At 46.5% G+C, this 13,301-nt stretch carries 10 protein-coding genes; 3 read left to right on the top strand and 7 right to left on the bottom strand.

All coding sequences use genetic code 11. The features are described from left to right. Positions 1–37: 37 nt before the first annotated feature. From L5L98_RS18565 to L5L98_RS18540, 6 genes are all read right to left on the bottom strand, one after another. Positions 38–1,360: an alkaline phosphatase gene (locus L5L98_RS18565; RefSeq protein ID WP_263142797.1), complete on the bottom strand. Its 1,323-nt coding sequence runs from the start codon at positions 1,358–1,360 to the stop codon at positions 38–40. 74 nt (positions 1,361–1,434) lie between these two features. Then, positions 1,435–2,388, bottom strand: coding sequence for a glutathione synthase (gene gshB / locus L5L98_RS18560; protein ID WP_131525067.1), 954 nt, complete (start codon positions 2,386–2,388; stop codon positions 1,435–1,437). Between the two features lie 93 nt (positions 2,389–2,481). Continuing rightward, entirely contained in the window at positions 2,482–3,213 is a 732-nt protein-coding gene (rsmE, locus tag L5L98_RS18555; RefSeq protein ID WP_263142794.1) for a 16S rRNA (uracil(1498)-N(3))-methyltransferase, read from the bottom strand. Positions 3,214–3,221: 8 nt separating this feature from the next. Further along, positions 3,222–3,998, bottom strand: a complete 777-nt coding sequence (gene endA, locus L5L98_RS18550) for an endonuclease EndA (protein WP_173913177.1) — start codon at positions 3,996–3,998, stop codon at positions 3,222–3,224. Positions 3,999–4,127: 129 nt separating this feature from the next. Next, positions 4,128–4,787 carry a SprT family zinc-dependent metalloprotease gene (locus L5L98_RS18545; protein WP_263142792.1) on the bottom strand — a complete coding sequence of 220 codons (660 nt, stop codon included), beginning with the start codon at positions 4,785–4,787 and terminating at the stop codon, positions 4,128–4,130. 158 nt (positions 4,788–4,945) lie between these two features. After that, entirely contained in the window at positions 4,946–6,100 is a 1,155-nt protein-coding gene (locus L5L98_RS18540) for a hypothetical protein (RefSeq protein ID WP_263142790.1), read from the bottom strand. Between the two features lie 330 nt (positions 6,101–6,430). On the opposite strand from L5L98_RS18540, the gene blaOXA reads away from it, so the two are divergent. Beyond that, complete coding sequence (gene blaOXA / locus L5L98_RS18535) at positions 6,431–7,255, top strand: class D beta-lactamase (protein WP_263142788.1); 825 nt, start codon at positions 6,431–6,433, stop codon at positions 7,253–7,255. A 164-nt stretch (positions 7,256–7,419) separates the two neighbouring features. Here the strand turns inward: blaOXA and L5L98_RS18530 are convergent, their stop codons facing one another. Next, positions 7,420–8,331: a LysR family transcriptional regulator gene (locus L5L98_RS18530; RefSeq protein ID WP_263142787.1), complete on the bottom strand. Its 912-nt coding sequence runs from the start codon at positions 8,329–8,331 to the stop codon at positions 7,420–7,422. Between the two features lie 121 nt (positions 8,332–8,452). Between L5L98_RS18530 and L5L98_RS18525 the strand changes: the two genes are divergently transcribed. Together L5L98_RS18525 and L5L98_RS18520 are read left to right on the top strand one after the other, a co-directional pair. Beyond that, positions 8,453–13,006: a biotin carboxylase N-terminal domain-containing protein gene (locus L5L98_RS18525; RefSeq protein ID WP_105251502.1), complete on the top strand. Its 4,554-nt coding sequence runs from the start codon at positions 8,453–8,455 to the stop codon at positions 13,004–13,006. A 115-nt stretch (positions 13,007–13,121) separates the two neighbouring features. Continuing rightward, on the top strand, positions 13,122–13,301 hold a 180-nt coding region (locus tag L5L98_RS18520), incomplete at its 3' end, for a transposase domain-containing protein (protein WP_263142523.1).

The raw sequence follows: 13,301 nt of genomic DNA, 5'->3' as shown, positions 1-13,301 counted from the left end.
TTATGCCGTTGCCTTCTATTATTGAATCACCCAGATATTAGCTCTTAGGTTTCTTCGGTTTTGGCAATAAGCTGAAAATCTTATTGGCGATATCAGTATTGTCTTGATGGCCGTTAAACAGCTCAGATGCGGGACCTGCGGCAAACACTTGTACGTCTGTGCCTGTGTGACCGTCGGTTGTCCAACCCGTATCAGTTCGCTTATCAATAACATGGCGAATCGCAACCGCTATGGTTTCTAATCCCTGCATTCTGGCGACCGTTAATTTTGCGATTTCTTCTTCGTTGAGCTCAAAACCTAAACCGCGGGCGAGATCGGCCTGCCATTGTTCACCGCTGATGGCGGCTAAGGCTAATGTGTCGGTACTGGCTGAAATGTTACGTAGGACTTCAGGGTTCCAGTTGTAGTTTCCATCGACGCCAATCGATAGGCCGCCGGTATTATGGTCGGCGGTGATCACCATCAGGGTATCAGGATGTTCACGCACGAATTGCTCAACCACTTCAATGGCATTGGAGAATTCATCCATTTCACCCATGGCTGTAGCTATGTCGTTATTGTGACCCGCCCAGTCGATGAGACTTCCTTCGACTAACAGTACAAAACCTTGGTCATTCTGCGACAGTAAACTGAGTGCTTTTTGGGTTAAAGTGCTGAGTTTTTTCGCATCTTTTTCATCAATCGCCCAAGGTAATTGAACTTCGGCAAACAAGCCTAGCACTTTAGGTTGGGTGATGCTGGCGAGGTCTTCAAAACGAGTAATATGTTGATAACCCTTGGCTTTAAATTGCGCTAATAGTTCAGGGGTAAAGTATTTTTGACCACCGCCTAAGAATACATCGGCGTTGGTTTCTAGATAGCTGATTGCCAAAGCATCGTAGTTTTTACGGCTCTCATTGTGGGCTAAAAAGGCTGCAGGTGTGGCGTGGTTTATCTGGGATGTGACAGCCACACCTGTGCTGAGGCCAAGGGATTTGGCTTTTTCGAGTATGGTCGGTAGCGGTTGCTTTTGGGTATCGACCGAAATCGCCCCATTGTAAGATTTAACGCCAGTGGCGAGCGCAGTTGCTGCCGCGGCTGAGTCGGTAACATAACCACTGACACTGGCGGGATAAGTGCTCGCCATCCCTACAAGTAAACGGTCGAATACGGTTTGTTCGACTTCCTCTGTGTCAGGATTATCTTTGTAGTAACGGTAAGCGCTAGTGTAAGACGGTCCCATACCATCACCTATCATGATGACAATGTTTTTGGGACGCGACGGTGCTTTCGTTGGACCTGTTTCTATGTTGGCCCAAGTCGGAGTCGATAGTAATAAACCTATGCCGAGTAACAAGAATGGCGCTTTGGTGAAACTCATATCACATCCCTAGAAAGTGGCTAGGCGCTTGTGATGTCAAAGCGCCTTAAATCAACAAACTCGTTGGTAAATTTTTATGCTTTGGTGTTAATGCGTGCTTCAATAGCATCCATTAACATGCCTGTGATGTCGACATCAAATGCTGCTTGGATCTCACGGATACAAGTTGGACTGGTTACGTTGATCTCAGTCAGCTTGTCACCAATGACATCGAGGCCGACAAAAATCAGTCCACGTTTTTTAAGTTCTGGACCAATGGCGCGGGCAATTGCCCAATCGCTGTCGGATAAAGGTTGAGCCACACCGCTTCCGCCTGCCGCTAAGTTACCACGGGTTTCGCCTTTCATTGGGATACGCGCCAAGGCGTAGGGCACAGGCTCACCATCGACCACTAAAATGCGTTTATCACCTTTGGTTATCTCAGGGATAAAGGCTTGCGCCATGGCATATTGTTGGCCATAGCTGGTCAAGGTTTCTATGATGACCCCAAGGTTTGGGTCGTCCTGCTTCACGCGGAAAATCGAGGTGCCGCCCATACCATCAAGTGGCTTAAGAATAATATCGCCCTTCGCTTGGTGGAAAGCGCGGATACGTTTGGCATCACGGGTCACGATCGTTTCTGGCGTGAATTCGCTAAACCATGCGGTAAACAGTTTCTCGTTAGCATCACGTAAGCTTTGCGGCTTGTTAACGATCAACACGCCTTGTTCTTCGGCGCGTTCAAGCATGTAAGTTGCGTAGATAAACTCAGTATCGAATGGCGGGTCCTTACGCATTAAGATCACGTCGAGTTCGCTCATCGGCGTGTCTTGAGATTCACCTAGTTCAAACCATTTGCTCGCATCATTGAAAACAGTTAACGGACGCATATTGGCCATAGCCACACCGTTGACCATGGCAAGATCGGCCATTTCCATATAAAACAGCTGATAACCTCTTTCCTGCGCGGCCATTAACATGGCAAAACTGGAGTCTTTCTTAATGTTGATCTCACTGATGGGGTCCATCACTATGCCGAGTTTTATCATTAATCTGTTCCTTATTTGTCGCCGTTTGCAGGCAAAAAAGCATTTATTGGATAATGGGGTGCCATACCACCGCTGTGTGCGGTTGTGGACTGTCTAGCCTAAATCACCAAATCTGAGTTGCAGTGCCGTAATGGCGGTGAGCGAGGCGGTTTCGGTGCGTAGCACTCTGGGGCCAAGCAACACATCGGTAAACTGATAGGTTTCTGTCATGGCGATTTCTTCCGCCGACAAACCGCCTTCTGGGCCAATTAATAGTCGCACGCGGGTATGGGCCAAATCTAAGCCATTGATACCGTGTGCGGCACGTGGATGCAAATTGAGTTTAAGCGCTGAGGTAGGCTCACTGCACCAATCGTGTAAGTCCATCGCTGGGCGAATCACGGGCACTTGGCTGCGTCCCGATTGCTCACAGGCGCTCACGACGATCTTTTGCCATTGCTGAATTTTTTTCTCTAGGCGTTCACCGTTGAGTTTCACACCGCAGCGATCTGAAAACAGCGGCGTAATCGTATTTACGCCAAGCTCGACTGATTTTTGAATGGTGAACTCCATTCTATCGCCACGGGAAATCACTTGGCCTAAGTGCAAGTTGAGTGGCGACTCAGATAAATTGGCCTCACAGGAGAGCAGTTTTACTGTGACATACTTCTTACCTGCGTCAACAATTTCAGCAAGATAATCATGGCCATCGCCATTAAATAGACTGATATGTTCGCCGTTGCCCATGCGTAGCACCTTGCCGATATGGGCCGCGCCATCTTCGTCTAAGTTCAACTGTTGATTGATGGCTAATGGCTGAGGTTGATAAATTCTTGGGACTCTCATTGTCGACCTTATTCGGCTAATTGTTGACGCTGTGGTGGCGCATTACAGGCATTCTGCACAAAGGGGTTATGGTTACCTTGGGTTTGCGCTATGGCGTTATCACGTTTGCACTCAATAGTATCAACTGGATAGGTTTTATCCCATGCCTTAAACAATTTTAATTGGCTTGAGGCGATTTTAAGACCATAGGTCTGCTGCATATAGAGGTAGGTTCTGGCTATCTTACCGCGGGTATTCGCGGGAGGTTGTGCTTGACGATTCTTAAAGTCGACTACCATAGCACATTGGCCATATTGGTCGGCCTTACCGTTCCATTGGCTAAATCGGAAGTTGCTGCGATCGCCATTGACCTCACCAATTGCGGGCACCAAATTATGCATATCCGATTCCATCTTATTAAATTCATTACTGTTATCGGCACAGTTTTTACGGCCACCCTTTTGCCAGCATTGGAGTTGATGGCCAAATTCCCAGGCGGGGACTATGTGTTCCCACTCGATCCGGTTGGCGCGGGTTTCCTGTTTACGGACTTGATAACCACAGCTGGCGAGATCGGGTTTCCACGATTTGCCTTTGATCTGAATTTCACAGCCACAGTAAAAGCTGACTGCGGGCAGAGTACCTTGGCGACTGCCTGCGTAGAGCGCCTGTGACTTGGTTTTCGCTTGGCTGAAACTGCTGGGATGTGACACTGAGGCACTTGCGGGCACAGATAAGGTCGCCGCCCAAGTGATTAGGCACAACAAAAGTCGCCGTGAATTAACGGTTAAAGAAGCTATGTTCAAAATTTATCCCAAAATAACAAACACTACGCGAGCCTTTGGCTCGTCTTTTATGGCGTGATGGTAAGGGAAATATCGCTGTTTATGCAAATTGAGTCGTACTTAGGTGGGAGTTTTGTTTGCTGAAAGTCGCTAGATCGCAGTTAAATGGGTCTTACAGCGTTTACAGATATAACGACTTTCACCGCGCAGCACCTTGTTATGGCGGCGAATACTCAGTCGAATCGGTCCACAGGCGCAGCGATACTCAACATCGTGACTCGTAACTGAAGTGGTATTAAAGCTATGTGTGGTACTCGGATTGACCTTAAATACCGTTAACATCAAAGATTGCCATTCTTTACCGTGGGGCTTGGTTTTGCCAAAAAGCTGAAAACACAGCAAATGACAAATTTCGTGGGGGACGACCTCAGTCAGAAATGCCTCGCTGTTTTCCCTTAGTAGAACGGGGTTGAATCGCAGGCGATTCTGCTGCAAATGTGCCGTACCCGCACTCTTACCCCTTAGACTAAATTGAGTGACTGGGCGTGAAAAAGTGCGCTTAAGCGATATCTCGGCCTCTTGATAACAGGCTTCAATTTGCTCTAGTACTTGAATTTGTAGTGACGAGAGTGGGCGTGATGAACCGGTGAAAATATGTGCTTGAGCCGGATCTTGTAATGGTGGACTCGTTATCCCCTGCGACTTATCTTGGCTTTGGCCTAAGGCTGCGTACGTCGATTTTGTCAGCGGGGCAAGTGCTTCACTGCTGCGACGGCGTAAGGCATTGAGTAAGTCAGCGGGTTTCAGCATAGGGTTAGCGTTGGATCTCGTCGGTTAAACATAAAATTGAGTGCTTAAAACTTATCGGTGATTAAGCCTGCCTAAGCGTTCACATCAGAAGCGTTCGCATCATAGCGAACGCTATCTGACAATGCCAGTTTCAGCCTGTTTCAGGAAATGTGACTTGGCTATAAACTCGCCGCCGCCTGCATCACCATAGTGCGTACTTGTTCGACTATGGCTTGCTCAGTATCGGCGTCATAGCCTTTGACTCTTGGTGTGTGAATGTGGCCGACCTTGGCATGGCTATTAAACTTTTGCTGCAAGACTATGGCGCGATAGGAGATTTCATTAGAGAGATAACCGCCGCCTGAACCTTCGACTGAGGTTTCGTTTTGCAGTTCGTTTAATGACGTCGCGCTAAACTCGCCGCGGGCAAGGGTAGTGACAGTATGGTTATCATTGACTTTCCATTGACTATCTTTGACTTGCATAGCCGAAACAGGCAGTGAAAATCCCACAAATTCGGGGCCGATAAAATCTTTACCATTAAGCTTTGGGGCAACGGGTGCGATTTTAGTGCCGCCAGTGAGTACGTTTTGGTTATCGGGCGCCGCTGCGCTGCGATTTCGCCCTGGGAAGCGTTCGATATCAAAATCAGTTCGGCCCATGCTAACGGTGAACACAAAATGGGTTTTAGGATCGCGATAAATCGGGCTCAATAGCGACTCGATAAGTCCTTGATCAAAATCTGCAAAACGAACAGGCACCATAGCGGTTTCTATTTGCGCCGTTTTACCATTAATATCAAAGCGAAAACCATCCAAGGCGAGGGCAACTAGACCGGAAGGATTACTCTGGGTGATATCTTTGTCGAGGAAGAAAGGATCGAAACCCGTGAGAAATATTTTGATTTGGACATCATCACCATATTGAATATCGCTAAAACCCCGTGAGGCTTTTTCAACCGCACTCATTAATATGTCTTGTTGCCAATCGGCCATTTTAAAGTTGGCGCTGGTGGTTTTTAGACTATTAAGCATGGCAAGGCGAGCCCAGTATAAAGGTCGGTCGTCAAAATGCCCTGACTGCACATCGCGGACAGCTTGTTGCCATAATCTGTGTCCTTGGCGTGCCGCTAATTGGGTGGCGTCAACTTCGTTTTTCTTTGAGCTCAGCTGAGCCAGACCATCGTCAAGAGCTTGATAGCGAGTGACTACGTCGCCTATGGTTTTTTCGGCTGTTGGTAGGCGGGAAACTTCAACATCACCAAATAACTGCACGGCACTGGCTGTAGTCATTAAGCTGGTGGTGAGGATGAGTGTTAACACTGGCTTTAACATGTTTGGCTTCCCTGTAGTGATTAGACGTTATTCATTGGAAATAATGATTATTTTTTTCGTACGGATAGGCTCTTATGCCAAAAAGTATGCACTACAAGCTGAGGGTAATAAAGTTAAGCTCAGTGATCTTCGTCATCTTATGTCAATATCTTCTATCACAAATCATATGGCGCTAGCATTAATCCATCTGCAACAGTGCAATAGGGTCTAGTTTGCCTCTTTTTTGCCACAATTGGTCAGCAGTTTGCTAGGGCTTGCCAAAACCCTAAGTGATAGCCTTAATCACTTTTTTAGTTCATTGGATTGTTTGTTTTTCTACAAGGAGACTTTATGCGTTTGTTCACCATATCGGCTGTGCTGGTGATGTCGTCTATTTTAGTGTCGTCAAGCTTAGTGGCGCCGACTTTTGCATCTACTACAGCTAAGGAGTGGCAAGAAACCCGCAGTTGGGATGCCAGTTTTACTCAGCACCAAACTAAAGGCGTAGTGGTGTTATGGAATGAAAACAAGCAACAGGGATTCACTAATAATCTTAAACGTGCCAATCAAGGTTTTTTACCTGCATCGACGTTTAAGATTCCTAACAGTTTGATCGCGCTAGAGCTTGGCGTGGTGAAGGATGAGCATCAAGTCTTTAAGTGGGATGGTAAAAGTCGAGATATCGCAACTTGGAATCGTGATCATAACCTTATTACTGCAATGAAGTATTCGGTTGTGCCTGTCTACCAAGAGTTTGCTCGCCAAATTGGTGAGGCGCGTATGTCGAAGATGATCGCCTCGTTTGATTATGGTAATGAGGATATTTCGGGAAATTTGGATAGCTTTTGGTTAGATGGTGGCATACGAATTTCGGCTACGGAGCAAATCGATTTCCTACGTAAGCTTTATCACAACAAGATACACGCTTCTGAGCGCAGTTTACGTATTGTTAAGCAAGCCATGCTTACCGAAGCGAATTCTGACTATATTATCCGTGCGAAAACCGGTTATGCAGTCAGAGCAGAACCAAGCATTGGCTGGTGGGTAGGTTGGGTTGAACTCGATGATAATGTATGGTTTTTTGCGATGAATATGGATATTCCCGACGCGGCAGGTTTACCATTGCGTCAAGCCGTTACTAAGGAAATCTTAAAACGGGAACGCGTTATTCCTTAGCCCATGCTAGGTCGCGTAAGCATAGCGTATCCAAACCTTGCGAGAATTGCGTATGACGCTGCCTACTTAGCTGACATCAATCGTGATACTGAAAGCCTAGACTCAGATCTAGGCATTTTTATTGGGCTTTCTTGAAACAGGTTTCCTTGATGCGACGGGAAACGTTAACCCATTAGGGATTGCAGGCTTTCTTGGCTGCTGAAGCGTTTTACGAAGAAGTCTAAGAAGACACTGATGTTGGTGGCCAGTTGGCGTCTGCTCGAATAAACACCGTAAACCTTAAAAGGTTCAATCGGCCATTCCTGTAAAATCGGTACTAGCTGTCCATTAGCAAGTTCAGTCTTACAGGCTGAATTGGATAACATGGCGATGCCAAAATCATCTATGGCTAATTGCTTCACCATTATCGGGCTGTTGACCCTCACTTTACGCTGAAAGTTCGCCATGGTTTTATGCGAACCTTTACCCAATGGCCAAATTGGTGCTGAGCGAGAAGTCCCCAATAAAATCCCACTGTGCAGGCAGAGTTCCTTTGGGGTCGCGGGTGTGCCTTTGAGTTTTAAGTATGCAGGGCTTGCCACTAAAATTGGCTGGCGTTCAAACAGTAATCTTGCGACTAAGTCCGACGATTGAAGTGGACCATATTTGATGGCTATGTCATATCCTTCACCGACTAAACCAATATCGTTGTCGGTAAACTGGACATCCAATTCAACATTGGGATATAAACGCATAAATCCGCTACAGAGGTTAGCGATAAGTTCTTGGCTAAATGACACTGGGATTGCAATGCGTAATGATCCTGACACATCATCGTGAGTATTCTCGATAACTGCCTTGGCCGCTTCTACCTCATTGCGAATCGAATCACAGTGTTGATAAAAGAGTGCCCCGATTTGGGTCAAACTCAAATTACGGGTGTCGCGCTGTAGTAATCGCACGCCAAGTTGTTCTTCTAGCTGCGCGATTTTGCGACTTATGGTGGATTTTGGGTGGCCGGTTTCACGTGCAGCTTGGGAGAATCCCTTCGCTCTAACTACGGCTGCAAATAGCATCATACCGTTTAAATCTGGCATGTTATTCCCACTGTCTCATATTTGGAACAAAGCGTCCTATGCAGTTTAATGGCATTTGACGGGATAACAAAGTTATATTTATTGGCTAAAAATTTTCAGAGGCTAAGCAGAGGATCTTTTGATGACCAGCAATAATCAGCCCAAACACATGACTCAAGCCCAAACGCCCGATCCGCTTTTTTTACAGGCCGAGCATTTGGCAAAAGATTTTTCTCTGTTTCCTAAGCACAGTAAACAGAGTTTATCGGAAGAAATTAAAGGTCTTTTAAATGAGGATGCTATTCAAGCAAACTTAAAAGACTTGGCATCTTTAGATGTCGACGGTTACGTTGCTAAAGTGATCCAGCCGACCCAAGATAAAGGTCGTCCTGGTGCAAAACGTATTATTGCCGATCTTAAAGGTCGTTTGATTACGGAAACTCACTTGGGCTCTTTTTACAGTGCTGAGGTCGAGCTGAACTTTGGTTCACGCACTCGTCGTATTGGCTTTATTGCCCAAGAACGCACTACCGCTAACGGTGCTTGGATGCCTGAGCATCATTACGCCGCTTGTAAAGCAATTCGTCATTTCGCCGAATTGTCTATGCCGATTATCTATTTAATTGATACCCCAGGGGCGGATGCTGGCGAAATCGCTAACAGCCAAAACCAAGCGCATTCAATTTCTAAAGCTATCGCAGAAAGTGCCAACGTTGACGTACCGACAGTCGGTATCGTAATTGGTGCTGGTTATTCTGGTGGCGCAATTCCATTAGCGGCTGCGAACATTCTGTTGTCGTTGCGTGACGGTATTTTCAACACGATCCAGCCACAAGGTCTGCAAAGTATTGCCCGTAAGTACAACTTATCTTGGCAAGAATGTGCGAAATCTGTCGGTGTATCACCAGAAGAGCTTTATACCTCAGGTTGTATCGACGGTATTATCGACTTTTCACCGGGCGATCGTGACGAGCGTCAGCACAATCTGCGCCGCGCTATTATTAGCAGCGTAGAAGCGGTTGAGCGTGCAGCGATGAATTTTGTGCGTGAATCTAAAGATTTACGTGAGCATTATGATCGCAGTTTAACTCGTTTCCTTAATCCATCTAAAAACTTGATGGCTTTGGAACTGAACGCAGAATTAGCTGTGGCAACGAGCCCGACCAGTCACCATAACTTGTTCGGTAGCGCCTATCGCTATTTGCGTTATTTAACGCTACGTAGCCGTATCCATTCTATTTCTCAAGAGCAATATGGCCGTCTGTCACGTGCTAGCGTGCCAGAAGGTGATCTGTTGGCACGTATTCAACAGGAACAAGACCGTGTGTTCCAAGCTTGGTTGTCTAACCCTGACAAGCTAGTTTATGACGAAGATTTGAATAAATTGTGGACTAACTTTGTCGCTAAACGTGACGAAGTCTCTACCGAGCGTAACATGCTGACACGTTTGATTTTGGGTGAGCCAAAAGAGAACTATAAAAAAGCACGTAAGGCGTTGTTATTCAACATTAGCTGGTCTTTGTATCATCGCTGGAAGAGCAATGCGGCTAACAACTTTAAAGGGCTGATTCAGCACTTAGAAAGTTTGCCAAAGTCTGTGACTCAAGCTAAATGGCCTGAGCTGAATCAGCTGACTGTGCTTGATGTGGTGGTAAATGAAGAACTGCGTGAAGACTTTATTTGGCAATGCCATAACATTCTGATCTTTAATGCCTTGTATGACAACGTTGTGGGCAGCTTAGCGTCAATCGCGAAAGAAGCCATGATGTCGAAGAGTTTGTCACGTAACTCAGTGAACAACCTGTTGCACAAGTCAATTGACCATGCATTGTCGACGCAAGATACCTCGAACGACAAAGCTAAGTTCTATAAGTGGCTCAAGTATTTTATGGGTCAATCGAACCGCGCCGATTTGTTGGTGCGAGTAGAGCAGTGGAAGAGTGTGGGTTTCCCACAACTTAACGACAGTCTATTCGTGGTACTGACTTACTTCTTCGAGCGTTTACTGCCTGAGTATTTCGATAGTGAAAGCGATACCAGCAAGTACACTGGTGCGATCAACCCTGTGCGTATCGGTCGTCGTAAGGACTTCTGGAACCGCTTGACCATGGGTTATCAAGATCTATTGATCCAAAAAGTGCTACGTGACGAAAAACGTAAAGGCAACATGACTTGGGAAAATGTGGTGAAGCAGTTCTTTACCCATTTCGAAGAGATCAACGGCGACAAAATGTCGGCTAACTTGCTCAACTTCCCAGGCTTCCGTTTATCGATTGAAGACGCATTAGATAAAGGCATTCGCCCATGTGGTTTGATCACAGGTATTGCTGACTTTAAAGAAAAAGGTCAAAAAGTGCGTGTGGGTGTGGCTGTGTCTAACACCGCATTCCAAGCGGGTGCATTCGATATGGCTAGTGCTGAGAAATTCTCTGCACTATTGATCGAGTGTGCTAAGCGTAAATTACCCGTTGTGTGCTTTATCAGTTCAGGTGGTATGCAGACTAAAGAAGGCGCTGCGGCGCTATTCTCTATGGCTGTGGTGAACGACCGTATCACGCGCTTTATTCGTGATAACGAATTGCCAGTACTGATGTTTGGTTTTGGTGACTGTACCGGTGGTGCGCAGGCGAGTTTTGTAACTCACCCATTGGTGCAAACTTACTATCTGTCTGGTACTAACATGCCGTTCGCAGGTCAAATGGTGGTGCCAGCTTACTTACCATCAACGGCAACGCTGTCTAACTACTTGTCAAAAGTACCTGGCGCAATGGCGGGCTTAGTCCATAACCCATTCAGCGACAATTTAGACTCTCAGTTAGCAGGTATCGATCCTCTGATGCCAATGCCTTCGGCAAAAATTAACGACGTGATCATCAATGCACTGTCGACCTTAGTGGTTGAAGCTACTGTTGAAGAAGAAGTGATCGTGCAGAACGATCCACGTAAGTTAATGAAGCCAATTAACAAAGTATTGGTTCACGCCCGTGGTTGTACAGCGGTGAAACTTATTCGCAAGGCGCATGACAATAATATCAATGTGGTATTAGTGGCGTCGGATCCTGATATGACATCAGTGCCAGCGGACATGCTCAAAGAAACCGACAAGTTAGTTTGTCTCGGTGGTAACACATCGGACGAAAGTTACTTGAACGCATACTCAGTGCTGAAAGTGGCCGAATATGAACAGGTTGATGCATTGCATCCTGGTATTGGTTTCCTATCAGAAAGCCCGCAGTTTGCTGCATTATGTGTGAATAACGGTGTTAACTTCGTCGGTCCTAGCGTGCATTCAATGACGACTATGGGTAACAAGTCGAACGCAATTAAGACATCGCAAGCGCAAAACGTACCAGTTGTGCCTGGTTCGCACGGTATTCTGACCAATGCTGAGCAAGCCGTAAACGTGGCGAGCGAAATCGGCTATCCAGTACTGCTTAAAGCGGTACAAGGTGGTGGCGGTAAAGGTATTCAGGTTGTAAAACGTCCTGAAGACATGATTGGTTTATTCCAAAAAACCGCAACTGAAGCGGCCGCTGCCTTTGGTAACGGTGATTTGTACTTAGAGAAGTATGTGACATCACTACGTCACATCGAAGTGCAGTTACTGCGAGATAAGTTCGGCAACGCGAAAGTATTAGGTTTGCGTGACTGTTCGGTTCAACGTAACAACCAAAAAGTGGTCGAAGAATCTGGCTCAACTATGCTGCCGGATGAGCTGAAGCGACAAGTGCTGGCCTATACCCGTGCCTTAGGCGACGCGACCGATTACATGGGCGCAGGTACCGTAGAGTTTATCTATAACTTAGATGCGAACGAAGTCTACTTTATGGAGATGAACACACGTCTGCAGGTTGAACATCCTGTTACGGAAGCGACTTCAGGTATTGATATCGTTAGTGCGCAGTTTGATATTGCAGCGGGTCGTTCAATTGCAGCGTTAGAACCTAAAGAAATTGGTTATGCGATGGAAGTACGTGTGACAGCTGAGAAAGCGGCGCTCGATAGCCATGGCATACTGCAGCTGATCCCAAATCCTGGCAAGATCACTGAGTGTGTGTTCCCAGATCATCCAGATGTGGAAATCATTTCGATTGCTGCGCCAGGTAAAGAAGTATCGCCATACTACGATAGCTTGATTGCGCAAATCATCATGCGTGGTGAAAACCGTGAGGATGTAATTGCCAAACTGTACGAATACTTAGACAGTGTAGTGCTGAAAGGCATCGCGACTAACATTCCGTTACTCAAGTTGATCTTGAAAGATGGTACCTTCAACGAAGGTGTTTACGATACTAACTATCTGCCACGTTTAATGGCTGAGCTGGACATTCCTGCGTTGATCGCTGAAATGGAAGCTGCCGCTGAAACTGTGGAAGTGGACACTGAGTCACTGCGTGTTGGCGAAAGTAACGAACTGAAAGTGTTAGCCCAAGGCGCAGGTATCTTCTATACCTCTTCTGCACCGGGTGAAGCGGATTTTGTGAAAGAAGGTGACATAGTCACAGTCGATCAAACGCTAGCACTAACAGAAGCGATGAAGATGTTCTCGCAAGTGACCTTAGCCGGCTTTAACCGTCAGAGTGCGATTCTGTACCCTGAAGATAAGAAGTATCGTATCGAGCGCATCCTGAACAGCAATGGTCAGCAAGTGTCTCAAGGCGACTTACTGTTCGTGGTCTCGCCTGTTGAAGAATAAGCTCAGCGTTTAACGCCATAGCTGAATGAGAAAATACCCGCCATTGGCGTAATGCCGATCAGTTAAGACAGATCGCTTGACGATCTCGCTGAAAAGATCAAAATCCGATGACCTCATGTCATCGGATTTTTTTATGCAACTCTCAGAAGCACTCGCCCGTACTCATATTACCCGCCTAACCGAATTCACCTGCTTAGCAGATGTGTTAGAACCTGAGTTAATTCAATCTTGCCTAGACTCTCAGGGCGTTGCGACGTTAAGACGGCGTAAATTGCCGATGGACGCGATGATTTGG

It is taken from the genome of Shewanella sp. SM23 (assembly GCF_025654295.1).
Taxonomy (GTDB): Bacteria; Pseudomonadota; Gammaproteobacteria; order Enterobacterales; family Shewanellaceae; genus Shewanella; species Shewanella oncorhynchi.
This window is presented reverse-complemented; position numbering and strand designations above follow the sequence as displayed.

Coding starts and splice junctions, on each gene's coding strand:
- L5L98_RS18565 (WP_263142797.1), bottom strand. CDS start 1,360: ATGAGTTTCACCAAAGCGCCATTCTTGTTACTCGGCATAGGTTTATTA.
- gshB (WP_131525067.1), bottom strand. CDS start 2,388: ATGATAAAACTCGGCATAGTGATGGACCCCATCAGTGAGATCAACATT.
- rsmE (WP_263142794.1), bottom strand. CDS start 3,213: ATGAGAGTCCCAAGAATTTATCAACCTCAGCCATTAGCCATCAATCAA.
- L5L98_RS18545 (WP_263142792.1), bottom strand. CDS start 4,787: ATGCTGAAACCCGCTGACTTACTCAATGCCTTACGCCGTCGCAGCAGT.
- L5L98_RS18540 (WP_263142790.1), bottom strand. CDS start 6,100: ATGTTAAAGCCAGTGTTAACACTCATCCTCACCACCAGCTTAATGACT.
- blaOXA (WP_263142788.1), top strand. CDS start 6,431: ATGCGTTTGTTCACCATATCGGCTGTGCTGGTGATGTCGTCTATTTTA.
- L5L98_RS18530 (WP_263142787.1), bottom strand. CDS start 8,331: ATGCCAGATTTAAACGGTATGATGCTATTTGCAGCCGTAGTTAGAGCG.
- L5L98_RS18525 (WP_105251502.1), top strand. CDS start 8,453: ATGACCAGCAATAATCAGCCCAAACACATGACTCAAGCCCAAACGCCC.